General features: G+C 64.1%; 30 protein-coding genes. 23 read left to right on the top strand and 7 right to left on the bottom strand.

Going from position 1 to position 22,954, the window contains the following annotated elements; all coding sequences use genetic code 11:
• Positions 1–8: 8 nt before the first annotated feature.
• The 3 genes from ACZ5EF_RS19350 (at position 9) to pyk (ending at position 3,865) form a co-directional block, all read left to right on the top strand.
• Positions 9–899 carry a 2-hydroxy-3-oxopropionate reductase gene (locus tag ACZ5EF_RS19350; protein ID WP_346060936.1) on the top strand — a complete coding sequence of 297 codons (891 nt, stop codon included), beginning with the start codon at positions 9–11 and terminating at the stop codon, positions 897–899.
• Positions 900–1,109: 210 nt separating this feature from the next.
• Positions 1,110–2,411, top strand: a complete 1,302-nt coding sequence (locus ACZ5EF_RS19345; protein ID WP_346060937.1) for a glycerate kinase type-2 family protein — start codon at positions 1,110–1,112, stop codon at positions 2,409–2,411.
• The gene (pyk, locus tag ACZ5EF_RS19340; protein ID WP_346060938.1) at positions 2,408–3,865 is read left to right on the top strand and encodes a pyruvate kinase; all 1,458 of its coding nucleotides are present in this window, start codon (positions 2,408–2,410) and stop codon (positions 3,863–3,865) included. The genes ACZ5EF_RS19345 and pyk overlap by 4 nt, the downstream gene beginning before the upstream one ends.
• Positions 3,866–4,547: 682 nt before the next feature.
• On the opposite strand, the gene ACZ5EF_RS19335 is transcribed toward pyk, so the two are convergent.
• From ACZ5EF_RS19335 to ACZ5EF_RS19320, 4 genes are all read right to left on the bottom strand, one after another.
• Entirely contained in the window at positions 4,548–4,997 is a 450-nt protein-coding gene (locus ACZ5EF_RS19335; protein WP_346060939.1) for a hypothetical protein, read from the bottom strand.
• 57 nt (positions 4,998–5,054) lie between these two features.
• Positions 5,055–5,393 carry an ArsR/SmtB family transcription factor gene (locus tag ACZ5EF_RS19330; protein ID WP_346060940.1) on the bottom strand — a complete coding sequence of 113 codons (339 nt, stop codon included), beginning with the start codon at positions 5,391–5,393 and terminating at the stop codon, positions 5,055–5,057.
• A gap of 297 nt (positions 5,394–5,690) precedes the next feature.
• Positions 5,691–6,311 carry a class I SAM-dependent methyltransferase gene (locus ACZ5EF_RS19325; protein WP_346060941.1) on the bottom strand — a complete coding sequence of 207 codons (621 nt, stop codon included), beginning with the start codon at positions 6,309–6,311 and terminating at the stop codon, positions 5,691–5,693.
• 139 nt (positions 6,312–6,450) lie between these two features.
• The gene (locus ACZ5EF_RS19320; protein ID WP_346060942.1) at positions 6,451–7,173 is read right to left on the bottom strand and encodes a cytochrome c biogenesis CcdA family protein; all 723 of its coding nucleotides are present in this window, start codon (positions 7,171–7,173) and stop codon (positions 6,451–6,453) included.
• A gap of 378 nt (positions 7,174–7,551) precedes the next feature.
• Between ACZ5EF_RS19320 and ACZ5EF_RS19315 the strand changes: the two genes are divergently transcribed.
• From ACZ5EF_RS19315 to ACZ5EF_RS19285, 7 genes are all read left to right on the top strand, one after another.
• Entirely contained in the window at positions 7,552–7,959 is a 408-nt protein-coding gene (locus tag ACZ5EF_RS19315) for a heavy metal-responsive transcriptional regulator (RefSeq protein WP_346060943.1), read from the top strand.
• Between the two features lie 70 nt (positions 7,960–8,029).
• Positions 8,030–10,522, top strand: coding sequence for a heavy metal translocating P-type ATPase (locus ACZ5EF_RS19310; RefSeq protein ID WP_428832112.1), 2,493 nt, complete (start codon positions 8,030–8,032; stop codon positions 10,520–10,522).
• Between the two features lie 32 nt (positions 10,523–10,554).
• Positions 10,555–10,677, top strand: coding sequence for a hypothetical protein (locus tag ACZ5EF_RS19305; RefSeq protein WP_379729650.1), 123 nt, complete (start codon positions 10,555–10,557; stop codon positions 10,675–10,677).
• A 9-nt stretch (positions 10,678–10,686) separates the two neighbouring features.
• On the top strand, positions 10,687–11,214 hold the full coding sequence (locus ACZ5EF_RS19300) for a DsbE family thiol:disulfide interchange protein (RefSeq protein WP_346060944.1): 528 nt from the start codon (positions 10,687–10,689) through the stop codon (positions 11,212–11,214).
• Between the two features lie 67 nt (positions 11,215–11,281).
• On the top strand, positions 11,282–12,094 hold the full coding sequence (gene lgt / locus ACZ5EF_RS19295; RefSeq protein ID WP_346060945.1) for a prolipoprotein diacylglyceryl transferase: 813 nt from the start codon (positions 11,282–11,284) through the stop codon (positions 12,092–12,094).
• Positions 12,091–12,648, top strand: a complete 558-nt coding sequence (locus ACZ5EF_RS19290; protein ID WP_346060946.1) for a protein-disulfide reductase DsbD domain-containing protein — start codon at positions 12,091–12,093, stop codon at positions 12,646–12,648. Before lgt ends, ACZ5EF_RS19290 begins: the two co-directional genes overlap by 4 nt.
• Positions 12,630–13,364, top strand: coding sequence for a sulfite exporter TauE/SafE family protein (locus tag ACZ5EF_RS19285; RefSeq protein ID WP_346060947.1), 735 nt, complete (start codon positions 12,630–12,632; stop codon positions 13,362–13,364). Before ACZ5EF_RS19290 ends, ACZ5EF_RS19285 begins: the two co-directional genes overlap by 19 nt.
• On the opposite strand, the gene ACZ5EF_RS19280 is transcribed toward ACZ5EF_RS19285, so the two are convergent.
• Positions 13,350–13,787, bottom strand: a complete 438-nt coding sequence (locus ACZ5EF_RS19280; protein WP_346060948.1) for a MerR family transcriptional regulator — start codon at positions 13,785–13,787, stop codon at positions 13,350–13,352. The genes ACZ5EF_RS19285 and ACZ5EF_RS19280 overlap by 15 nt on opposite strands.
• Before the next feature lie 254 nt (positions 13,788–14,041).
• Here ACZ5EF_RS19280 and ACZ5EF_RS19275 point away from each other — a divergent pair, with 254 nt between their 5' ends.
• The 8 genes from ACZ5EF_RS19275 (at position 14,042) to ACZ5EF_RS19240 (ending at position 18,628) form a co-directional block, all read left to right on the top strand.
• Entirely contained in the window at positions 14,042–14,296 is a 255-nt protein-coding gene (locus ACZ5EF_RS19275; RefSeq protein ID WP_346060949.1) for a hypothetical protein, read from the top strand.
• A gap of 74 nt (positions 14,297–14,370) precedes the next feature.
• A complete protein-coding gene (locus tag ACZ5EF_RS19270; protein ID WP_346060950.1) occupies positions 14,371–15,066 on the top strand; it encodes an SCO family protein in 696 nt (231 codons plus the stop codon).
• A 92-nt stretch (positions 15,067–15,158) separates the two neighbouring features.
• Positions 15,159–15,575: a DUF411 domain-containing protein gene (locus ACZ5EF_RS19265; RefSeq protein WP_346060951.1), complete on the top strand. Its 417-nt coding sequence runs from the start codon at positions 15,159–15,161 to the stop codon at positions 15,573–15,575.
• A 15-nt stretch (positions 15,576–15,590) separates the two neighbouring features.
• Positions 15,591–16,160 carry a TlpA family protein disulfide reductase gene (locus ACZ5EF_RS19260; RefSeq protein WP_346060952.1) on the top strand — a complete coding sequence of 190 codons (570 nt, stop codon included), beginning with the start codon at positions 15,591–15,593 and terminating at the stop codon, positions 16,158–16,160.
• Positions 16,157–16,537, top strand: coding sequence for a hypothetical protein (locus tag ACZ5EF_RS19255; RefSeq protein ID WP_346060953.1), 381 nt, complete (start codon positions 16,157–16,159; stop codon positions 16,535–16,537). Before ACZ5EF_RS19260 ends, ACZ5EF_RS19255 begins: the two co-directional genes overlap by 4 nt.
• A 9-nt stretch (positions 16,538–16,546) precedes the next feature.
• The gene (locus ACZ5EF_RS19250) at positions 16,547–17,290 is read left to right on the top strand and encodes a cytochrome c biogenesis CcdA family protein (RefSeq protein WP_346060954.1); all 744 of its coding nucleotides are present in this window, start codon (positions 16,547–16,549) and stop codon (positions 17,288–17,290) included.
• A gap of 23 nt (positions 17,291–17,313) precedes the next feature.
• Positions 17,314–18,174, top strand: coding sequence for a WD40/YVTN/BNR-like repeat-containing protein (locus ACZ5EF_RS19245; protein ID WP_346060955.1), 861 nt, complete (start codon positions 17,314–17,316; stop codon positions 18,172–18,174).
• 19 nt (positions 18,175–18,193) lie between these two features.
• The gene (locus ACZ5EF_RS19240) at positions 18,194–18,628 is read left to right on the top strand and encodes a c-type cytochrome (protein ID WP_346060956.1); all 435 of its coding nucleotides are present in this window, start codon (positions 18,194–18,196) and stop codon (positions 18,626–18,628) included.
• Between the two features lie 92 nt (positions 18,629–18,720).
• On the opposite strand, the gene merR is transcribed toward ACZ5EF_RS19240, so the two are convergent.
• Positions 18,721–19,146: an Hg(II)-responsive transcriptional regulator gene (merR, locus tag ACZ5EF_RS19235; protein ID WP_428832113.1), complete on the bottom strand. Its 426-nt coding sequence runs from the start codon at positions 19,144–19,146 to the stop codon at positions 18,721–18,723.
• Between the two features lie 94 nt (positions 19,147–19,240).
• Here merR and merT point away from each other — a divergent pair, with 94 nt between their 5' ends.
• The 5 genes from merT (at position 19,241) to merA (ending at position 22,131) form a co-directional block, all read left to right on the top strand.
• Positions 19,241–19,591: a mercuric ion transporter MerT gene (merT, locus tag ACZ5EF_RS19230; protein WP_346060958.1), complete on the top strand. Its 351-nt coding sequence runs from the start codon at positions 19,241–19,243 to the stop codon at positions 19,589–19,591.
• Positions 19,592–19,605: 14 nt separating this feature from the next.
• Positions 19,606–19,902, top strand: a complete 297-nt coding sequence (gene merP / locus ACZ5EF_RS19225; protein ID WP_346060959.1) for a mercury resistance system periplasmic binding protein MerP — start codon at positions 19,606–19,608, stop codon at positions 19,900–19,902.
• 3 nt (positions 19,903–19,905) lie between these two features.
• On the top strand, positions 19,906–20,163 hold the full coding sequence (gene merF, locus ACZ5EF_RS19220; protein WP_346060960.1) for a mercury resistance system transport protein MerF: 258 nt from the start codon (positions 19,906–19,908) through the stop codon (positions 20,161–20,163).
• A gap of 74 nt (positions 20,164–20,237) precedes the next feature.
• The gene (gene merF, locus ACZ5EF_RS19215; protein ID WP_346060961.1) at positions 20,238–20,489 is read left to right on the top strand and encodes a mercury resistance system transport protein MerF; all 252 of its coding nucleotides are present in this window, start codon (positions 20,238–20,240) and stop codon (positions 20,487–20,489) included.
• Positions 20,482–22,131 (top strand): mercury(II) reductase, encoded by a 1,650-nt coding sequence (gene merA / locus ACZ5EF_RS19210; protein ID WP_346060962.1) that lies wholly within the window; start codon positions 20,482–20,484, stop codon positions 22,129–22,131. The genes merF (ACZ5EF_RS19215) and merA overlap by 8 nt, the downstream gene beginning before the upstream one ends.
• 116 nt (positions 22,132–22,247) lie before the next feature.
• On the opposite strand, the gene ACZ5EF_RS19205 is transcribed toward merA, so the two are convergent.
• Positions 22,248–22,922: a GntR family transcriptional regulator gene (locus ACZ5EF_RS19205; protein ID WP_346060963.1), complete on the bottom strand. Its 675-nt coding sequence runs from the start codon at positions 22,920–22,922 to the stop codon at positions 22,248–22,250.
• Between the last annotated feature and the right edge of the window lie 32 nt (positions 22,923–22,954).

The following is a 22,954-nucleotide window of genomic DNA, read 5'->3' as shown; positions in this document are numbered from 1 at the left end:
GAGAGACTATGAGCAAGATCGGTTTTATCGGCCTGGGCATCATGGGTCGCCCCATGGCGGGGCACCTGCTGGACGCCGGCCACGAGATCATCACCGTGCAACACGGCAGCCCGATTCCCCAGGACCTGGCCGACAAGGGCGCCCAGGTGGTGGCCAACCCCAAGGCGGTGGCCGAGGCCGCCGAGATCATCATCACCATGGTGCCGGACACCCCGGACGTGGAACTGGTGCTGTTCGGTGAGAACGGCGTGGTCGAGGGCCTCAAGCCGGGCACCCTGGTGATCGACATGAGCTCCATCGCGCCGATCGCCACCCAGGAGTTCGCCAAGCGCATCGTGGACGCCGGCGGTGAATACGTCGACGCCCCGGTCTCCGGCGGCGAAGGCGGCGCCATCAACGCCGCTCTGACCATCATGGTCGGCGCCACCGAGGAAGGCTTCGCCCGCGCCAAGCCGGTGCTGGAAGTGATGGGCAAGACCATCACCCATATCGGCGGTCACGGCGCCGGCCAGACCTGCAAGGTGGCCAACCAGATCGTCGTCGCCCTGACCATCGAGGCGGTGGCCGAAGGCCTGCTGTTCGCCTCCAAGGCCGGCGCCGACGTGGCCAAGGTGCGCGAGTCCCTGCTCGGCGGCCTGGCCACCTCGAAGATCCTCGACGTTCATGGCGAGCGCATGATCAACGGCACCTTCGATCCGGGCTTCAAGATCAAGCTCCATCAGAAGGACCTCAACCTGGCCCTGGAAGGCGCCCGCAGCCTCAACCTGTCGCTGCCGGGGACCGCCAATGCCCAGCAACTCTTCCAGGCCTGCGTGGCCCATGGCGGCGCCGACTGGGATCACGCCGGCATCCTGCGCGCCCTGGAACAGCTCGCCGACCATAGCGTCAGCGACAAGTAAGCCCTCCCCCCAGGGATTGGGTGGGCCGCGGTGAAACGACCTTCGCCGCGTCCCATCGAGTTCCTGACTGGCAGGCGCCGGGTCGTCGTCTGCCATGCCACGCATGTGGCCCTTCTCCGGTGGCGGTCTCCCTGTGGTAGGCCCTTGGCCGTCACCGGCTTTTTTCTTCCCCCTTTTCCGCCCGTTGCGGCTTCCGTGAGGAGTCTGCCGATGAATGCTATCGCTCCCTTTTCGAGTCATGAGGCGGCGCGCCAGTGGCTGTCGCGTCTCGCTCAGACGGCGGTCGCCGCCGTGCACCCCGATTCTTTGTTACCCGATAATCTGCCCGAGCCCCCCAAGGGGCGCACCCTGGTGGTCGGCGCCGGCAAGGCCGCCGCGGCCATGGCCGCGGCCCTGGAGACGGCCTGGCAGCAGCGCTACCCCGAGGCCGAGCTGAGCGGCCTGGTGGTCACCCGCTACGAGCATGGCGCCGAGTGCCGGCGCATCGAGGTCCTCGAGGCCTCCCACCCGATGCCCGATGACCTCAGCGAGAAGGCCGCCCGGCGCATGCTCGAGGCGGTGGAAGGCCTCGGCGCGGACGACCTGGTGATCGCCCTGGTCTCCGGCGGCGGCTCGGCGCTGATGACCCTGCCGGCCGCCGGCCTGACCCTGCACCAGAAGCAGCAGCTCAACAAGGCGCTGCTGCGCTGCGGGGCACCGATCCGCGAGATCAATACCGTGCGCCGCCACCTCTCCGCCATCAAGGGCGGACGCCTGGCCGCCGCCGCCCATCCGGCGCGGGTGGTCACCTACCTGATCTCCGACGTGCCCGGCGACGATCCCACCCTGATCGCCTCCGGCCCCACCCTGCCCGACGACTCCACTCCGGCGGACGCCCTGGCGATCCTCGAGCGCTACGCCATCGAGGTGCCCGACAGCGTGCGGCGTCACCTGGTGGCGGACACCAGCGCGCCGCGGCGCAACGATGCCGGCTTCGCCCGCGACGAGGAGGTGGTGCTGGCGCGGGCCGCCGACGCCCTGGAGGCCGCCCGCCTTGCCGCCGAGGAAAATGGCCTGGCGGTGCGCGTGCTGGGCGACGACCTGGAGGGCGAGGCCCGCGACCTGGGCCGCGCCCAGGCGCGCCTGGCGCTGACCCTGCAGGGCGAGATCGCCGAGCCGCTGCTGATCCTCTCCGGCGGCGAGACCAGCGTCACCGTCCAGGGCGACGGCCGCGGCGGGCGCAACGTCGAGTACCTCTTGGGGCTCTTCGAGGCCCTCAAGGGCGCCGAGGGCATCCACGCCCTGGCCATCGACACCGACGGCATCGACGGCTCCGAGGACAACGCCGGCGCCCAGTTCGGTCCCGACTGCTGGGCCCGCGCCAAGGCGGCGCGCCTGGCGCCGCTGGACTACCTGGCGCGCAACGATGCCTACAGCTTCTTCGCCGAGCTGGACGACCTGATCATCACCGGGCCGACCCGCACCAACGTCAACGACTTCCGCGCCATCCTGGTGCTGCCGAGGACCGCATGAACGCTCTGCCCCACTCCCCATTGCGCCGTACCAAGATCGTCGCCACCCTGGGTCCCGCCAGCGACCGGGAGGGCGTCCTCGAGGCGATGATCGACGCCGGCGTCGACGTGGTACGCCTCAACTTCTCCCACGGCACCGCCGACGACCACCGTCGGCGCCTGCAGGCGGTGCGCGAGATCGCCGCGCGCCTCGGCAAGAGCGTCGCCGCCCTCGGCGACCTCCAGGGCCCCAAGATCCGCATCGCCCGCTTCACCGAGGGCGCCGTGACCCTCGACGACGGCCAGGCCTTCGTCCTCGACATGGCCATGGACACCGAGGCGGGTACCGCCGAGCGGGTCGGTTGCGACTACAAGGACCTCGCCGGCGACGTCGCCGTGGGTGACGTCCTGCTCCTCGACGATGGCCGCCTGGTGCTGGAAGTGACCAAGATCGACGGCCCCGAGGTGCACACCACCGTGACCGTCGGCGGGCGGCTGTCCAACAACAAGGGCATCAACAAGCAGGGCGGCGGCCTCTCCGCCGCGGCCCTCACCGACAAGGACAAGGCCGACCTCAAGACCGCCATCGACATCGGCGTCGACTACCTGGCGGTGTCCTTTCCGCGCAGCGCCGCCGATATGCAGGAGGCCCGCGAACTGCTCGGCGAAGCAGGCAAGGAAATCGGCCTGGTGGCCAAGGTCGAGCGTGCCGAGGCGGTGGCCGACCCGGAGACCCTGGACGGCATCATCCGCGCCTCCGAGGCGGTGATGGTGGCCCGCGGCGATCTCGGCGTGGAGATCGGCGACGCCCAGTTGATCGGCGTGCAGAAGCGCATCATCAGCCGCGCCCGCAAGCTCAACCGGGCGGTGATCACCGCCACCCAGATGATGGAGTCGATGATCAGCGCGCCGCTGCCCACCCGCGCCGAGGTGTTCGACGTGGCCAATGCCGTGCTCGACGGCACCGACGCGGTGATGCTCTCCGCCGAGACCGCCGCCGGCGACTACCCGGTGGAGACCATCGAGGCGATGCACCGCCTGTGCCTGGGCGCCGAGCGCGAGCGCACCGCCCAGGAGTCGGGGCACCGCATCCACGAGGGCTTCTCGAAGGTCGACGAGACGGTGGCGCTGTCGGCCATGTACGCCGCCAACCACCTGGAGGGCGTGGCCGGCATCGCCTGCATGACCGCCACCGGCTATACGCCGCTGATCGCCTCGCGCATCCGCTCCGGCCTGCCCATCGTCGGCCTGGCCCATAGCCCCATCGCCCAGCGCCGCATGGCGCTCTACCGGGGCGTGGTCTCGGTGCTCTTCGACACCAGCGCCATGGACGCTACCGAGCTCAATGCCCGCGCCCTGGACGAGCTCCGGGCTCGCGGCATCACCACGCCCGGCGACCTGGTGATCCTCACCCGCGGCGACCATATGAACGCCCACGGCGGCACCAATACGATGAAGATTCTCTCGGTGGCATAAGGAAAACACCGCATAAATGCCTGCGCGGGCGAATCACTGCGTTGCGCGGTGCTAGAAATCCTCACCTATACCCCATAGGCTCCGGTTTCTGCGCTCCGTGCGCCTTGTGCTTCATCCCGCTCGCCGATTTATTCAGAGTTTCCTAAGCTGCCTTCGCCGGCCACCCTTCCCGGTGGCCGGCATTTTTATCGGTGAACCCACGGCGACTCTGGGTAGTGGAAGCGTCAAGAGGCCGTATGGCCGTGAGAGGGCTCGGGAACCGGTTTGCCCGGAACCCGGCTCAGATGCATCACCATGCCGAACAGCTCGACCAGTGACTGAAATACGATGACCACCATGGTGGCTTGTCAGGCCCTGGGCAGTGTCAGGGCGATGGGAAGTACTATGAATGAGTCGTGGGTGCCGAAGCCGAAGGGCCCGGCCGACGGCATGGAGAGCCGGAACAACCTGACGCCACTCCGCCCCCAGGAAGACCCAGGGATAGAAGGGAAGGGCTAGCAACTGCACGAACAGCAATACCGGTACCGTGCGGCTTGGTGCGCTTGCAGTCTTCGCTGGCGCAGTACCTGACGATGGTCGCCTTCTTGTCGGACAGTCGGCGGGGCACCTCGTCCAGGATGTCGTCTCTACCAGTCACGCAGGGTAGTGGTATCGATCATTGGCCTGGCGCACCTCTCCGGGCTCAGGCGTGAGTCGGCTTGGCAACGTAACGGTCCAGCCCCCACAGGAGCAGGCCGAACAGCAGATGTGGCAGGGCGGACGCCGGGATTAGCAGGGGACCAATCGCCAGGCCGGCGAGTCCCCAGCCCACCACGGGGAAGAACACCACCAGGATCACCCCCCATAGTACGGCGGCCAGGCCCAGTGCGGTCGGCAGAGTCTTGCGCGGGAAATAGCGTACGAACACCACCGACCAGAAGGTCACATAGGCCGTATGAAAGAGCAGGCCGACCGGCATCGGCAGGGGCCGTCTCAGCAGGGTTTCGGCGAAGGCCAGGGAAGGTGGCTTCGGGAAGGGCGATACGCCGGTCTTTAACAACGCCATCATGATGATGGCGGTGAGCACCGACACCAGGATTCCGATACCGATCGCCCTGGGCCAGGAAGGTTTGGCGCGAGTTGTCTGGGTCATCTTGCGCTCCTGTAGCCATGAGAGGTATGGATGCCCCCTGCTGGAGAGAGCGGCGGGCTACCGGCGCTGGGACGTGGGACAGCTTGGCCCGCAGCTATCCTCGGCCTCGCAGCAGCAGGCGCCGACCAAGTGCTCCGTCAACGCCAGCAGGGTATCGAACACCGCACGGTAATAAACGAACTGGCCCTCTCGGCGCGATTCGACCAGGCCCACGGCGGCCAGCTTCTGCAGGTGAAAGGTCAGGGCATTCGGCGCCACGTCCAGGCGCTCGGCGAGCTTGCCTGCCGCCAGGCCGGCTGGGCCCGCCGCCGCCAGCTGGCGAATGGTCGCCAGGCGGACGGGGTGGGCGAGAGCCGCCAGCTTACTTGCTACGATGTCATCACTATCTTGATTCATATTTCAATATTAGATGAAGTGATTGATTCATGCAGTATTGAAATTATTATCCCGCACGGCATGACAACTGTTTCACATCCTTGGTGAAAGTCTGAGCACAGAGCATGAGGCCCTCCACCGTCTCACCGATGGCGGGGCTTCCCGGGAGAGTTGACGACCGCGAGCCAGCAGGATGACTCGGCCGCCTAGTCGGGCGGAGGCCTGGGCCGGCATCCTGGCCGACACCGGTACCGGTGTGTCATGAACCGGAAGGCAGGATCACCTGCCCGCTGATCGACTCATTGCACGAGGGCTCGATCAACGAGGCACTGCGGCCCCCCGGAAATTGAAACCGGCAAACCTCGGGACTTTCGCTAGATAGCCCGTCTCCATTCGCTGGATGGCGAAACCGGCATGCTCGAGGAGCCCGGGGATGTCACGGTCGAGCCGGCAGCCTCCCGCCACCTTGCACCACAGCGGATTGATACGCCCCTGCCACTGCCGCACGGCCGCGTCGGGTGCCGTGCCGTGTTCACAGAACAGCAAGCGGCCGCCCGGCCTGAGCACGCGGCGCATCTGCTCGAGTGCGCGCTGCCAATCCGGAATCGTGCACAGGGTGTAGGTGAGCACGACGGTGTCCACACTGTCGTTCTCGAGGGGGATCTCCTCGCCAGGCAAATCCAGCCAGCGCACCTCGAATGGCGCCCCGGCGACGTTGCGGCGCGCCTTGCGACGCATGCCCTCCGAGGGCTCGAGCCCCCACACCAGGTCGACGCGCTGCGGATCATAGTGGGGAAGATTGAGACCGGACCCCATGCCCACCTCCAGCACCCGGCCCCGGGCTTCCGGCACCACTGCCGCCCGCTGACGTTCGACCACCCGGTTGCCGCATGCCAGATGGAGCAGGTGTGGCAGAACATGCTGCTCATACCAGGACATCGAATACCCTCCCTGATTCAGGTTGTTCCGCCGGCGGAATACCACTCCGGAGGATCAAGTGCATGGGCCGGCAGTGAGGCACTTCGCCGGGGCGGTGACGGGGCATTTCTCGGCATCATGGGAGAGCCCGCGAGCCGGGCTATCCCAGTGTCGCCAGGGATGGGAAGAGATCGACCAGGATGCTGGAGAGCCGCGTCATGGTGCCCGAGACGATGGCCATGCCCATCAGGATCACGATCGTGCCGGCGACCGGGCGAGCATAGGCGCTCCATTTCCCCAGGCGCTGCCGATGCATGGCGAAACGGTTGATCAGCAGGGTGCTGGCGAGGAAGGGCAGCGCCAGGCCCGCCGAGTAGGCACTGAGATAGATCATGCCGGCCTGGGCACTGGCGGCACTGGAGGTGGCCATCAGGATGGCGCCCAGGATGGGGCCGATACAGGGTGTCCAGCCGATGGCGAAGGATACCCCGAACACCGTCGCCGACAGCGGGGAGCCCCCCTGGACCTTCGGCGTGAACTGAAACGTGCGCTGGAACAACGACAACCGGAACACACCGGTCATGAACAGGCCCAGCACGATCACCACCGAGCCGGCGACCCAGTTGAACTCCTGGCGATACCCCCGCAGCAATTGGCCGATACCACTGGCGCCGAGTCCCAGCATGATGAACACGATGCTGAAGCCGAAGACGAAGAAGACACTGAGGATCAATGCTTCCAGCCGCCTGTCGGCCTTGCCGGCACTACCGCCCGTGACCACCGACAGGTAGGCCGGTAGCAGCGGCAAGGTGCAGGGCGAGAAGAAGGAGATCAGCCCGCCGGCGAAGGCACCGAACAACCCAATAGAAGAAAGAGATTCCAAGGCGTGACGCCTCCCGGGGGCGAGATGTTAGGCGCGACAAGCGAGTCGGCATCCGTCTTGGCGAAGGATTCTAAAGGTTATACCTGCGTTAAGGTCAACCACGAATAGACGGCTAGCTATATGACCCGAGGGAATGCAGGGCGAGCCGAAATCTCTTGACCTTAAAGTTGACTTGAAGGTTATCGTGCCTCTATCCGATGGGCTTTCGGTGTCTCGCGGCCGTCCTCGAAGGTGCCGGAGTGCGTGCCACCGAGGACGGGATGACGGTGTCCTTCCGATGTCGCGAGCCGGCGGGACCCAACGAAGCCACGGTCAAGGAACCAGGCCGACCGCCCAGGCGGGCGGACGCCCCGAATCACGGCGTCGTGAGGTTAAGCCATGCAAACACTCAGTATCGGCGAGCTTGCCGAGCGTAGCGGGGTCGCCAGCCAGGCGATCCGGTATTACGAGAAAGAGAAGCTCATGCCCGCCCCCGAGCGAACGGAAGCCAATTATCGGCGCTATCCCTTGGATGCGGTGGCCAGGCTGCAATTCATCGTTCACGCCAAGCAGTGGGGCTTCACGCTCGACGAGATCCGTGAGCTGCTGATCCTCCAGGATGCCAACGGTGACCGGGCACAGGCCAAGCGCATCGCCGCAGAGAAGCTGCACAAGATCCGCGAGCAGATCAAGCACCTCTCGCGAATCGAAGCCGTGCTGTCGAAAACACTCGATGAATGTGCGGGCGAAGGGCCGATGCAGGAAGGTTGCCCGATCGTCGAGGCCATCGCCGAGCAGGGCGAATGATCGGCCGCGTCACGCCGGGGAGCCCGCGCTCGCACGCCGGGCCGGCGAGAAGTCCAGAGGGGAGAGCGCAATGATGGCGGAAAACGTCGATATCGAGATTCGTGGCATGTCCTGCGCCTCCTGTGTCGGGCGCGTGGAGCGGGCACTCGGCCAGCAGCCAGGCGTCATCGACGCTCGGGTGAACCTGGCCACACAGAAGGCGGCCATCCAGGTGGAGGGGGGCACCACGACGGCCAGCCTGCTCGATGCCATCGAAACGGCGGGCTATCAGCCAGTCGTGGAGAGCCTCGAGATTTCCGTCACCGGCATGAGCTGCGGTTCCTGCGTTTCGCGAATCGAGCGAGCGCTCGGCAAGCTGCCCGGCCTCGTGGAGGCGAGTGTCAATCTCACCACCCAGAAGGTCTTCGTCCGTTTCCTGCCGGGTGCCGTGTCGTTGCCACGCATCCATCATGCCATCCGCGAGGCGGGCTATGAGCCACAGGAGGCCGATGCGCCACAGCAGCCGGACGGCGTGGATGAGGAGGGAACCCGGTTGCGCCATCGGGTCGTGCTCGCCGCCGTGTTCACGATTCCGGTGGTCATTATCGCCATGGGCAAGATGATCCCGGCGCTGGAGGCGCTCTTCTCTAGCTTGATGCCACACCGAGGCTGGATGGGCGTCGAGTGGCTGCTGACCACGCCCGTCCTGTTCTACGCTGGGGCGCGCTTCTATCGCGCCGGCTATGCCGAACTCCGGCATGCCAATCCGGGCATGAACAGCCTGGTCATGATCGGCTCGAGCGCCGCCTACTTCTATTCGGTCGTCGCCCTGCTGTTCCCCGGGTTCTTCCCCGCCGGTACCGCCGAAAGCTATTTCGAGGCAGCGGCGGTGATCGTGACGCTGATCCTGCTGGGACGCTACTTCGAGCACATCGCCAAAGGCCGCACCTCCGAGGCGATCAAGAAGCTCCTGCAACTGCAGGCGAAAACCGCCCGCGTCATTCGCGACGGTGAAGCGGTCGAGGTGCCGATAGAGGCCGTCGTGCCCGGTGATCGCCTTGTGGTCCGCCCGGGGGAGCGCATCCCGGTGGACGGCGTCGTTGAGGCAGGTCACTCCTACGTCGACGAGTCGATGATCAGCGGTGAGCCGGTGCCGGTCGCCAAGCAGCAGGATGCCGAAGTCGTCGGCGGCACCATCAACAAGAACGGGGCCCTTACCTTTCGCGCCACGCGGGTCGGCGCCGACACCCTGTTGTCACAAATCATCAAGATGGTGGAATCGGCGCAGGCTGAGAAGCCCCCGATCCAGCAACTGGCCGACAAGATCGCCGGGGTGTTCGTGCCCGTGGTGATCGCCATCGCCCTGATCACCTTCGGGGCCTGGCTCGCCTTCGGGCCGACCCCGGCGCTGTCCTTCGCCTTCGTCACCACGGTGAGCGTGTTGTTGATTGCCTGCCCCTGTGCCATGGGCCTGGCCACCCCGACCGCGATCATGGTCGGTACCGGCAAGGGCGCCGAGATGGGGGTGCTGTTCCGCAGGGGAGCGGCGCTCGAGACGCTGGCCAAGATGGATACGGTGGTGCTTGACAAGACCGGCACCCTGACCCGAGGTCGCCCCGAGCTGACCGACTTCGAGGTGATCGAGGGGCACGAGAGCGAGGTGCTGCGACTGGTCGCGGCGGCGGAAGCCCAGAGCGAGCACCCGATCGCCGAGGCCATCGTGCGCGGTGCCCGGGCGCGTGGGCTCGAATTGCCGACCGTCAGCCATTTCGGCGCCGAGCCGGGCTATGGCATCGAGGCCGATGTCGCCGGTCACCGGCTTCATATCGGGGCCGATCGCTACATGAGCCGGCTGGGGATCGAGCTCGAGCAGACGGAAGAACGTGCCAAGGCGCTTGCCGAAGACGCCAAGAGCCCCCTCTATGCCGCGGTGGACGGCCGGCCCGCGGCAATCATCGCGGTGGCCGACCCGCTCAAGGCGGGCTCGGCCGAGGCCATCGCGGCACTCAAGGGGCAGGGGCTGGAAGTGGCCATGCTCACCGGCGACAACCACGCCACCGCCGAGGCCATCGCTCGGCAGGTCGGCATCCAGCGGGTCCTCGCCGAGGTGCTTCCCGATCAGAAGGCGACAGAGATACGGCGCCTCCAGTCGGAAGGCAAGCGTGTCGCCTTCGTGGGGGACGGTATCAACGACGCCCCCGCCCTGGCCCAGGCCGATGTCGGCATCGCCATCGGTACCGGGACCGATATCGCCATCGAGGCCGGCGATGTGGTGCTGATGCGTGGCGACCTGCGCGGCATCGTCAATGCCACGGCACTCTCCAAGCGCACCCACCGGACCATTATCGGCAATTTCGTCTGGGCCTATGGCTACAACCTGGCGCTGATCCCTGTGGCGGCCGGGGTGTTCTATCCGTTGGTCGGCGTATTGCTCAACCCCATGCTGGCGGCCGCCGCCATGAGCATCTCCAGCGTCTTCGTGCTGAGCAACTCGTTGCGGCTGCGCCGCTTCACGCCGAAGGCCGGCGATGTGGCACCGAACACAGGGGAATCGGCCCAGCAGGAAGGTGTTCATTCCGCCTGAACCATTCATTAGGTTGTAAAGAGGCATTCACAATGATGGGAAGTGAGAACTGCATGTGGGGGATGGCGGGGATGGGGCTGATTGCCATCCTGCTGCTTATTGCTCTGGGGCTGGGCCTCGTCGCACTTGTCAAATATACCCGCTCCGGCCAGTGAGGCGCACACGTGAAACGGAGATTGATACTGCTTCTCCCCTTGCTGGTCTTCCTTGGCTTGGGGTTCTTCCTCTACCGGGGCCTGGCATTGGATCCGAGTGCCAGAGACTCGGCGCTATTGGCTCAACCATTTCCGGCCTTTACCCTGACGACGCTGGAAGCTTCCTCGCGCCGTGTCGACGAGTCCCTTCTCGAAGGCGAAGTGACTCTGGTCAACGTGTGGGGAGAATGGTGCCCGACCTGTAAACATGAAATGCCACAATTACTGGACCTGGCCGAAGGCGGAATTCGATTGGTTGGCGTTAATCTCAAGGACACTCGGGAGAAAGGGCTGGAGTTTCTCGATACGTTTGGCAATCCCTTTGAGATCAATATATTCGATCCGGAAGGAGAGCTGGGATTCGAGCTGGGCGTTTATGGTGCGCCGGAAAGCTTTCTGGTCGATGCCGAGGGGATTATCCGCTATAAGCACACGGGATATATCACCCCAGAAGATGTCGAAAAGATCACGCAGGAAGTGGCGAGGTGGCAGCGATGAGCTGATCGGAAAGATGCCATTTTCTTTTTAAATTACGCCGCCTGTCATGATCATACAAGGAAGACACATGCTGCAATATCCTCGGATCGATCCCGTGGCCATCTCCTTGGGACCAGTCCAGATACACTGGTATGGCCTGATGTATGTGGTCGGGCTGGTTGCCGCCTGGTGGCTGGGTCGACGACGTGCCCATCGCCTCGGCCTGACCCACGATGATATCGGTGATCTGATTTTTTACGCTGCCCTGGGGATCATCCTGGGGGGGCGTATCGGCTATGTGCTGTTCTATGGACTCGATCAACTACTGGCTAACCCATGGTGGCTACTTCGGGTCTGGGATGGTGGCATGAGCTTCCATGGTGGACTCATCGGCGTGCTGATAGCGGCATGGCTGTTTGCCCGCAAGCACCGCCTGGCCTTCTTCCAGTTGACCGATTTCATTGCCCCGCTGGTGCCGATCGGACTGGGCGCCGGACGCCTCGGTAATTTCATCAATCACGAGCTGCCGGGGCGTATCAGCGATGTCCCCTGGGCGATGGTTTTCCCTCCCATGATGGGGCTGGGATCGGAACCTCGTCATCCCTCGGCACTCTACGAGCTCGCCCTGGAAGGGGTAGCACTGTTTGCCGTCCTATGCTGGCTGTCGCGCCGGCCTCGCCAGCGGGGCCTCATCTCGGGGCTGTTCCTGGTGCTTTATGGCGCCTTCCGCTTCGTGGTGGAGTTCGTGCGCCTGCCCGACCCCCACCTGGGCTTCATCGCCTCCGGCTGGTTGACCATGGGGCAGCTGTTGACCCTGCCGATGCTTATCGCGGGGCTGGCCCTGGTCGTCTGGTCGAGGCATCAGGCGGTGGATGACGCCAAAGCGGCGGTGGCCTCATGAACACGGCCCTGGCTTCTCTGCTGGTGCTGCTGGTCATCGCCACACCGGTAGCGGCCCGTGAGGCGAGTTCCGTGGGTGGTGACCAGAGCTCCCCCTTCAGTCACCCGGCTCAACGAGAGTTCCTGCCGGCTAGAGAAGCCTTCCGGGCCAGCGCCTGGCGAGACGACCAGCGGCTCCATGTCGGCTTCATCATTGCCGAGGATTATTACCTCCACCGTCACCAATTCGCGCTGGAGAGCCGTAACCCGGCGGTGAGTCACGGTGAGTTGGCCTTGCCTCCCGGCGTACCCATGGTGCATGCGTCTCTGGGAGAGATCGAGGTGTTCTATGACCGTGTGGTGGTCAGTGCGCCCATCGAGGCACTGGAGATCACTGCCGAGTCGCTGGCCATCACGGTGACCTTTCAGGGCTGTTCCGACCGGGGGCTCTGCTATCCGCCCGAGCGGGTCGAGCTTGATGCGCTGTACGGTTCGCCTCCGGCGGCTTTTGATTCTCCCCTCGTGATACCGGGGATAGCGAAAATGGAGCGCCTTGAATGGATCCCGCCGACCTGAGCCTACCGCCGCTGGTGGCGGCCTTCGTCTTCGGCCTGCTGGGGGGCGCGCACTGCATCGGCATGTGTGGCGGCATCATGAGTGCCCTGACCTTTGCCGTGCCCCCCAGCATGCGTCAGCCGAGCCGCCTGGCCGGAATGCTGCTTGGCTACAACCTCGGTCGTATCAGCAGCTACATGATCGCCGGTGCCCTGGTGGCGCTGCTCGGTTCCGTCCTCAATCATGCCCTGGACGGTATCGCCCTGGCGCTGCGTATCCTGGCGGCGATCATGCTGATCCTGATGGCACTGTATATCGCCGACTGGTGGAAGGGCTTGCTGCGTATCGAGGCCCTGGGTCGCTTCCTGTGGCGGCGTATCGAACCGCTGGGCCGACGCTTGATGCCCGTCGTGAAGGTGCCCCAGGCCTTCGTGCTGGGGTCGATCTGGGGCTGGATGCCCTGCGGGTTGATCTATTCGATGCTGGCCTGGAGCCTGGCCGTGGCCGAGCCGTTGCGCGCCGCGACGATGATGGGGGCCTTCGGTCTCGGCACCCTGCCCGTCGTCCTGGCGACCGGTGTGGCAGCGCGCCGCGTCGCGCTATGGATTCGTCATCCGGCGACTCGCACGCTGGCGGCGCTGTTGATCATCGCTTTTGCCGTCTGGCAGCTGTGGCACCTGCAATCTATGAGCGGTATGGGCGATATGACCAGCGGTACGATGTCATCGCATCATTGATAGCGCGCTGCGCGGGCCATCCGGGCCGATAGCGGATTTCGCCGATCCCAGCGTTTCGATCAGTTGCTTCAGGCTGGGGGCCGCATCGTGATCGTGGGTGGTGTGCTCCAACCATCGCGCTATCGCCTGGAGCTCGTGGATCCGCGAGCGGAGGCGTGCTCCATGTTCCACCAGTAGCGTGTCCCTATCGACAGCCGGAGGACTATCTTGGTCTACCCAGGACAATATCCGCTTGATTTCTGGGAGGCCGATTCCCAACGAACGAAGGCAATCGATGAAACGAAGGCGGCCCAGAGCCTCCGCATCATAGAGCTGATAGCCATTACGTGGATCACGGCGCGGTTGCAACAAGCCTTCCCGCGTGTAGTGACGTACCGTATCCGCGGTTACTCCTCCGGCTCGAGCCAATTCGATAACACGCAATGCCTGAATCCTTACCTGCCTCTCATGAACTCAATTTACAACCATGAGGCCGCCCAAGGGTCAAGGCCGCTGTCGGTACATCATGATGTGCCTTTACCCCGGCACTGAAGCGAGAAAAAGAGCGCTTGACCTTGAAGTGGGCTTCAAGGATACCTTTTCAAAAAGCAGCGCCGCTGCCGGGGGAAATCGTAACCCAGCCTTGCCGACGGCCCGCTGGTGGCAAGGCGATTCATGGGAAGAAAGAGGAGAGCATCATGCAGAAACATCACACAGCGATCCTGACCGTTTCCATTATCGTTGCCAGTGGTTTCGGGGCCAGCATGCTCCTGGCGCAGGAAGAGCCTCAGCATGAGGCGTTGGATAATCAGGACCCGCATGGCGATATGATGCAAGAGGGTGGCATGCACGGAATGATGGAGATGATGGGTGACATGCATGCCATGATGGAGCAGTGCAATACCATGATGGAAGGCATGCAACAGGGTCATGCTGACGATAGTAATACCTGATGGAAGAATGTCAGGGCGGCTGCGCATAGGAACAGCCCTCTCTGTGTTTAGAGGATACGAGGGGAGGACAGTATTTGAGGAAGTACACCCATGCGCCATTGGCCATTCTCTGGCTGGTGGCAAGTGCTCCGTCCTTCGCTCATTCCCTCGAAGAGGCCGAGCAAACGTTACAGGACCGTGAGCACTACGCCCAGTTCGTCGACCAGTCGGCTCCGGCATTCTCCTTGACCGATGCCGATGGCAATGTCGTCTCTTCCTCCGACCTGGAAGAGAGCATCGTGGTACTCAATTTCATCTATACGCGCTGCAAAGAAGCCTGCCCGGTACATATGAACCTGATTGCCGAAGTGCAGGAAAAGGTCAGCGATGCCGGCCTAGGTGACGATGTCGAGTTTATTACTATCGCCACCGATAACGAGGATGTCGCCGGCACACGCGACAATATGCGGGCCTACGGTGAGAACTTCGCCCTGGACCTCGCCAACTGGCGCTTTCTGTATCGGGGCGAAAACGAACCGGCCGATACCACCCGGCAGATTGCCGAAGCCTATGGTCTCCGATTCGATAACGTGGCAGAGGGCGTTCAGGCCCACGCGGTCGTCACTCATGTCATCGATTCGTCGGGCCGGATGCGTGCCCGCTTTCATGGCCTCGACTTCTCGCTGGATAATCTGGTGTCCTATGTGACAGTGCTGGCCGAAGGACCCGAGGCCCTGTCCATTGGTACCTGGGAGCGACTTCAGCAATTTTTCGCCGAGATGATCGAATGAGCCCTAGGGGCGCTCGCTCACCCTGGGGTATTTGGCCCATCCTCGTGCTTTCCAAGGAGAACAGAGAAATGAAACACTTGAAGAGACTCACCATGGCCACACTGCTGGCTTTTCCCCTGGTGGGTTGGGCCGCCGGTACCTCGGCGACCCTCTACAAGAACCCCAATTGTGGCTGTTGTGCCGAATACGCCAATTACCTCGAACGAAACGGGTTCGAGGTGGAGACGATCGATACCCATGATCTCGCCCAGCTGAAAGCCGAACACAACGTCCCCGAGCCGTTGTACGGCTGCCATACCACGCTCATCGACAACTACGTTTTCGAGGGTCACGTCCCCGTGGAAAGCCTTACTCGGGTACTCGAGGAGCAACCGTTCATCAATGGCCTTAGCGTGCCCGGCATGCCACTTGGCTCCCCGGGGATGTCTGGCGAGAAGCAGGGTCCCCTCGAGGTCTACACCCTGGACTTCCAGACAACCGATACCCCCGAAGTTTACGCCACTCACTGAACAAGGTGATCGTAGGTGATTGCGAAACTGACCGTAAGCAGGTGGCTAGTGGCGGTGTTTCTGATGGCCATGACCACTATGGCTGCCGCCACCACCCCTCCTGAGCGCCTGGGGCCTCAGGGTTTTCTTCTCTGGGAAGGCCCCCGCGAGGTGTCGGAAATCAGCTTCGAGGATAGCAACGGCACTTCACTGACGCTTGCCGACTTCGAGGGAAAGCAGATCCTGCTCAATATCTGGGCGACATGGTGTGGCCCTTGCCGCGAGGAAATGCCCACCCTGGATGCCCTCCAGGCCGAATTGGGTGGGACGGATTTCGAGGTCGTTGCGCTCTCGATCGACCGTAAGGGCATCGAGGTCGTCAATGAATTCTATCAGGAGGTGGGTATCGAGCATCTTGCCCCCTATGTCGATCCAACCGGCATGGCCAGCGCGGACTTGGGTGCCGTGGGTATTCCCACGACGCTGCTGCTCGACCGCCAAGGCAGGGAAATCGGGCGCCTGGTCGGGGAGGCCGAATGGGATACCCCCGAGATGCTCGACTTTCTTGCCGAAACGATAGCAACCACCCAAGAGGAAGCGCCATGAGTTGTTGTGACGACAAACCCCCACAGGGTCAGCAGAAGTCCGGACTGAAGGGGCTGGTGACAGGGCCACGCCGCTGGATGCTCCTGGGTGCCGTGGTGGTGGCTGGTGGCCTTTCCCTGGGCTGGGATCAACTGGTCCTGCTGGGTATCGCTCCTGTCCTGGTGAGTATCTTGCCTTGCCTCGTCATGTGCGGAGCAATGTGCATGATGAAATGCAAGGACAAGAAAGGTAAGGCTACCGACCAGGGCGAAGTCTCTGACGTCCAAGCCAAGGTGGAAGCTTCTCCTATAGCGTCAAGGGCGACGGAAACCATCACTCGCCAGGTAGCGGATCGCAACGCGCCGACCGAGCCTCCTGCCTCCAAGCTCCAAGCCTAGCCGCGGGGTATGTGGGAACTTGCCAATATCGGCCTGGCCACGGCCTTTCTGGCCGGCCTGATCTCGTTCGCTTCGCCCTGTGTCTTGCCGCTCGTGCCTGGCTATCTCTCCTTCGTGGCCGGGCGCTCGCTTGGGCAGTTACGGGAAGCGGGCCGGCGCGAGCGGCTCCGGGTGTTGACCCAGTCGATCTGGTTCGTGCTCGGGTTCTCCACGGTATTCTTGATGCTGGGGGCCAGTGCCACGGCCATCGGTCGCCTGCTGCTGGTCTATCGCCAGGAGGCGAACCTGGTCGGCGGTATCATCGTCATCCTGTTCGGTGCCTTTATGACCGGACTCATCCCGCTGCACTGGTTACAGCGAGAATGGCGATTGATCGGCCGGCTCGAGGACGCGGGTGGCGGCCCCGGAGCGGCTTATCTGCTCGGCGTGGCCTTCGCCTTCGGCTGGACCCCCTGCATCGGCCCGATCCTCGGCGCCATACTGACCGTCAGCGCCTCGACGGCCAACGCCTCGAGTGGCATGGCGTTGCTCGGCATCTATTCGCTGGGCCTGGGGGTGCCCTTCCTGCTGACTGCGGTGTCGCTCGATCGCTTCCTGCTCCACCAGCAATTTCTGCGCCGCTGGGGCCGAATCATGCACCTGGCGGCCGGACTGATCATGATCCTGATGGGGGTCTTGATGATCACTGGGAAACTAACCGCGCTGTCTTACTGGCTATTGCGCACCTTCCCTGCCTTGGGTGCCATTGGTTAGCCATGATTCGAGGAAATAGTGAAATGAACAAGATCGTGAATCGCTTCTGGCGCGCCCTGTCGCTGACGGGGTGGGTCATGGCCAGCCTGGGCCTTGCCGGTGTGGCCGGGGCTTCCGAGGAGGCATCGCCATCGCTGCATTACGCCCCGATGGGCGAGCGGCTGCTCAAGGTGCAGGCCAACCAGCTTTTCGAGAGCACGGATGATGGCGAGGCCTGGACAATGATTCCCTTGCCCGAAGAGGTGTCGGCGGGACGCCTGGCAGCGGTAGCGGCGACCGCCGAACCCGCCCTCTATATCGCGGGTCCCTCGATCGGAGTGCAGCGCAGCACCGATCATGGGGAGACCTGGCATGCACTCAACGATGACCTGCCTGACCAGGACGTTATCGCTTTCACCATACACCGCCGGCAACCCGACACGCTTTATGCAATGATCGCCGGCGACGGTCTCTACCAGAGCGAGGATGCCGGCGCGACCTGGAAGAAGATGGATAGCGGCCCTGCCCAACCCGTCCGCCGGCTCCTTCATTCCGATATGGAGGGCAGCATGCAGACCGGCTGGCTCTACGCGGTATCCGACGATGCGGTACGCCTGTCGATGGACTGCTTCTGCGGTTGGCGACCGACCGGAGAACTCGATGCCGGTCGCGTCCATGATGTGGCCTACGATCTCGATGCTCCCGAACGTGTCTATGTCACCACGGAGCAGGGCCTGTGGCGCAGCGACAATGGCGGTCAGGAATGGCAGCGGGTGAATGGGGACGGCCCGGCGCTCGTCGTGCTGGTCCCTGCGCCAGAGGGAACACTCTATGGCCTGGATCGCGAGGGGGAACTCATGCTCAGCGAAGATCAGGGCCAGACCTGGACACTTCCCGATGCCTAAGTGCCGGCCCCTGGTCACGATGTGGCTGCTGTTGAGTGCCGCGGGCCTGGCCATGGCGGACGGAGGCCCTTCTTCGCGCGATACTGCTGCGCTGGACGCGGGGGACAGGCTCTATCGGCAATACTGCGCCAGCTGCCACGGCATCGAGGGCGAGGGCCAGCCGAACTGGGAACGCCAGAATGCCCGGGGCGAATTGCCGGCGCCCCCTCACGGGCCGGAGGGGCATACTTGGAAACATTCCGATGCCATGCTCTACCGGATCGTCGCCGAGGGGTGGCGCGATCCCTGGAACAGGACCGAGCGACTGACCATGCCGGCCTTCGAGGATGTCCTGACCCCGGCCGAAATTCGCACCGTGATAAATCACCTCAAGACGTTATGGACTCCGGAACAGCGGCGTCATCAGGCGAGTGAAAGCGAAGGCTCCCCCTACCCCGCAGATCGGCGCCGATAGTCCTGCCTCGACTCCGTAAAGGCGTTGGTGATCGGGATGAGCGCTTCCATCGGGGCACTTCACAGAGCGGTTCTCTACGAACTGCCGATGTGTTATTCCCTTGGGTTTCCTACCTCACTGAGCCCTTCATGCAATGACGCAATGAGCGGGCAAGTGATATTGCCTCGCTCTGTGTGGCAGCGGTGAACCATCTCGTCCAGCACCTGCTCGATACGCTGGAGGCCTTCGATCTTCTTCCGAACATCCGCCAACTTATGCTCCGCCAGGGCGCTGGCCTCCTCGCAATGGGTGCCATCCTCCAGGCGTAGCAACTCGGCGACCTCGTCCAGGCTGAAACCGAGCCGCTGTGCGGTTTTCACGAACGTCAACCTGCCGATATCGGCGGCACCATAGCGTCGAATGCCTCCGGGTGGACGCTCGGGCTCCGATAATAGCCCTCGTCGCTGGTAATAGCGGATGGTCTCGACATTGACGCCAGCCGCCTTGGCCAGGCCGCCAATGGTCAGGGTGTCCGCCACTCTATCTGCGCGCCTCTTCATAGTGCTTGATTCCGTACCCAGCTACGGAAGTAACCTTATCGTAGTATCCCCCATCCTCAAAGGAGGAACGTCAATGCGGACAGTGAAAACGGGGCGCGGCCCCCTGGCCGCCGGTGGGATCACGGCCCTTCTGGCCTCGGCATGTTGCCTCGGGCCTCTGGTGCTGGTCACGCTGGGCGTTTCCGGCGCCTGGATCGGCAACCTGACGGCCCTGGAGCCCTATCGCCCGCTGTTTATCGGCGTGGCACTGGTGGCGCTGTTCTTCGCCTGGCGTCGAATCTTTCGACCAGCGGCAAGCTGCCGGCCGGGTGAAGTGTGCGTCCTTTCCCGAGTCCGCGTGGCCTACAAGGTGATCTTCTGGCTGGTGTCGGTGCTGGTATTGATCGCCCTGGGATTCCCCTACGTCCTGCCGCTGTTCTATTGAAAGGAGAGTTTCTCATGAGAAGGCGTTTCGCGCTGGTACCCCTTATCGCCTTGCTCAGCATGCCCGTATGGGCCGCCATGCAGACCGTGACGATCTCGGTGCCGGGCATGACCTGCGCCGCCTGTCCGATCACCGTCAAGGTCGCCCTCAACAGGGTGGACGGCGTCTCGCAGGTCGAGGTGAGCTACGCGAATCTCGAGGCCGTGGTCACCTTCGATGACACTCGGACGTCGGTGGAAGCCTTGACCGAGGCCACGGCCAACGCTGGCTATCCCTCCACCCTGAAGCCCTCGGAAGCGGATCGGGAGTAACCAATGAAGAACCCTAAGACCCTGCTGCGCGTGAGCGTGATCGGTACCGTCCTGGTGGCGCTGTGCTGTTTTACGCCGATTCTGGTGATCCTGCTCGGCACGGTGGGCCTGGCGGCACTGACCGGCTATCTGGACTATGTGTTGTTTCCCGCGCTGGCCTTCTTTATCGGCCTGACCGTCTATGCGCTATGGAGAAAGAAGCAGTACGACACCTGTTGTGAACACAGCTCCATCAAATCAAGGCATACGCCCCATGAGTGACATCAAGAAGCTGCCCATCGCGGTCATCGGGTGAGTTGTTTCATTGGCTTGCCCGCCACGGTGAAGGAATAAGCATGAAAGGTCCGCAGAAGTTTTCGAGCGTCGTGCTTGGCAGCGTGCTGATGGCGCTGTGTTGCGTCGTGCCAATCGTCCTGATTCTGTTCGGTACGGCGGGCCTGGCCGCGCTGACAGGCTATCTCGACTACGTGCTTTTCGCTGCCCTGGCCCTGGTCATCATTATCGGCTTGCCTCTCTACGCTCGACACCACAAGCGCAAGCAGGACGCCGGCTGTCCCCATAAAGACTCGGAGAAACGTGATGATTGAACTCAACGTGGGTGGCATGACCTGTGACTGTTGTGCGGATCATGTCAGGGAAGCCCTGGAGAAAGTGCCCGGCGTGCGGTCGGTGGAGGTCTCCTATCCACAAGGGACGGCATCGGTAGCCGTTGACCCGGGGACACCGGCCTCGGCGTTGACGTTTGCCGTGACCCGACTTGGCTACCAGGTCCGACTGGCCGACAGTGGGATACCTTCCCCGATAGGCGCACCGGTTTCCAAGGGCCGCGATGAAGACGCCCTGCATATTGCGGTGATCGGCAGCGGCGGTGCCGCCATGGCGGCGGCCCTGAAGGCCGCCGAGCGCGGCGCCCGCATCACCCTGATCGAACGCGGCATCCTCGGTGGTACCTGCGTCAACACCGGCTGTGTACCTTCCAAGATCATGATTCGTGCGGCGCATATTGCCCACTGGCGTACGGCGAGTCCCTTCGATGCCGGCCTGAGCGCCCAGGCGCCGGTGGTGGACCGGGCGAAACTGCTCGAGCAACAGCAGGGGCGTGTCGAGGAACTGCGTGATGCCAAGTACGAGGGGATCCTGCGCGACCACCCGGCCATCACGGTCCTGCATGGCGAGGCCCGGTTCGTCGATACCCGCAGCTTGGCGGTCAAGCTGAACGAGGGCGGCGAGCAGACCGTCCGCTTCGATCGCGCCTTCATCGGCAGCGGCGCTCGTCCGGCAGAGCCGCCGGTGCCGGGCCTGGCCGACACCCCCTACCTGACCTCCACCGGCGCGCTGGCCCTGGACGCCCTTCCCGAACGGCTGATCGTGATCGGCGCCTCGGTGGTGGCCCTGGAACTGGCCCAGGCCTTCGCCCGGCTGGGCAGCCGGGTCACGGTGCTGGCCCGCAGCCGCCTGCTCTCCCGGGAGGACCCGACGGTGGGTGACGCGCTGGAGGCGGCGTTTCGCCGCGAGGGCATCGAGGTGCTCAGGCAGACCCAGGCGAGCCGCGTGGACTATCTCGACCATGAATTCGTGCTGGACACCAACGCCGGGACCCTGCGGGCGGATCAACTGCTGATCGCCACCGGACGGACACCCAACACCGAGGCCCTGAACCTAGCGAGCATCGGCGTGGAAACCGCGCGTGGGGTGATTCTGGTCGATCAGCATCTACAAACCACGGTGCCGGGCCTCTATGCCGCCGGTGACTGCACCGATCAGCCGGAGTATGTCTATGTCGCCGCCGCCGGGGGCAGCCGGGCCGCCGTCAATATGACCGGGGGCGCGGCCGCCCTGGACCTGAGCGTCATGCCGGCGGTGATCTTCACCGACCCCCAGGTGGCCACCGTCGGCCTGACGGAAGCCGCGGCACTCGAGCAGGGCCTCTGCGTTGAGTCCCGCGTGCTCGACCTGGAAAACGTGCCGCGTGCGTTGGTCAATTTCGATACCGACGGTTTCATCAAACTGGTGGCCGAACGCGACTCGGGCCGCTTGCTGGGTGTGCAGGCGGTGGCGGGGGAGGCCGGCGAGTTGATCCAGACGGCGGTGATGGCGCTGCGCGCCCGCATGACCGTCCACGACATCGCCAATGAGCTGTTTCCCTACCTGACCATGGTGGAAGGGCTTAAGCTCTGCGCCCAGACCTTCACCAAGGATGTGACGCAGTTGTCCTGCTGTGCCGGCTGAGCGATATCGCTCGCATATCCCCCGGATAATCCGAATAGCGCATTTTTTCAGGCATCGATAAACGCCAGGGCCCGGCAAGACTGCCGGGCCCTGGCGTTTATCGCTAAGGCGGGGGCTCACTCCTCGCTAAGGGCGGCGATCACCTCGCCGGTGTGCTGCACATGGTCGGCCAGCAGGCGCCGGGCCAGGTCGCCGTCCCGGGCCTTGAGGGCCTCGAGGATCTCGCGGTGCTCCTCGGTGGACTCCTGCCAGCGGCCCAGGCGATCCAGGGCCAGGTAGCGGGCCCGCTCCAGGCGCCCCAGCAGGCCGCGGTGGGTCTCCTCGAGGACCGGGTTCCTGGCGCCGGCGACGATCAGGCCGTGGATGCGCTGGTTGAGCTCGAAGTAGGCGTTGCGGTCGCCCTTGGCCAGCAGTCGCTCGAGGCGCTCCTGGAGGCTCTCCAGGCGCTTGAGCTCGGTATTGGTCATGCGCTCGGCGGCCAGGCCGGCGGCCAGGCTCTCCAGGCCGGCCTCCACCTCGAAGAGGTGCTCCAGCTCCCTGGCGTCGATGGGCGCCACCCGGGCGCGGCGGTTGCGCGGCATCACCACCAGCCCCTCGCCGGCCAGGCGCTTGAGCGCCTCCCGCAGCGGCGTGCGGGAGATGCCCAGCTCCTCGCAGAGGGCCGGCTCCAGCAGGGTCTCCCCGGGGGGCAGCTGGCCGCGGACGATGCGCCGGTGCAGGGCCAGGTAGGCCTCTTCCGCCAGGGACGGGGTAACGATGCGGGTCACCCCCGCGGAGGACTCCGTACTCATGGGCATGCTCCTTTAGGGCCTCGGTCTATTCT

The sequence above is a fragment of the Bisbaumannia salifodinae genome (genome assembly GCF_055388505.1).
This window is presented reverse-complemented; position numbering and strand designations above follow the sequence as displayed.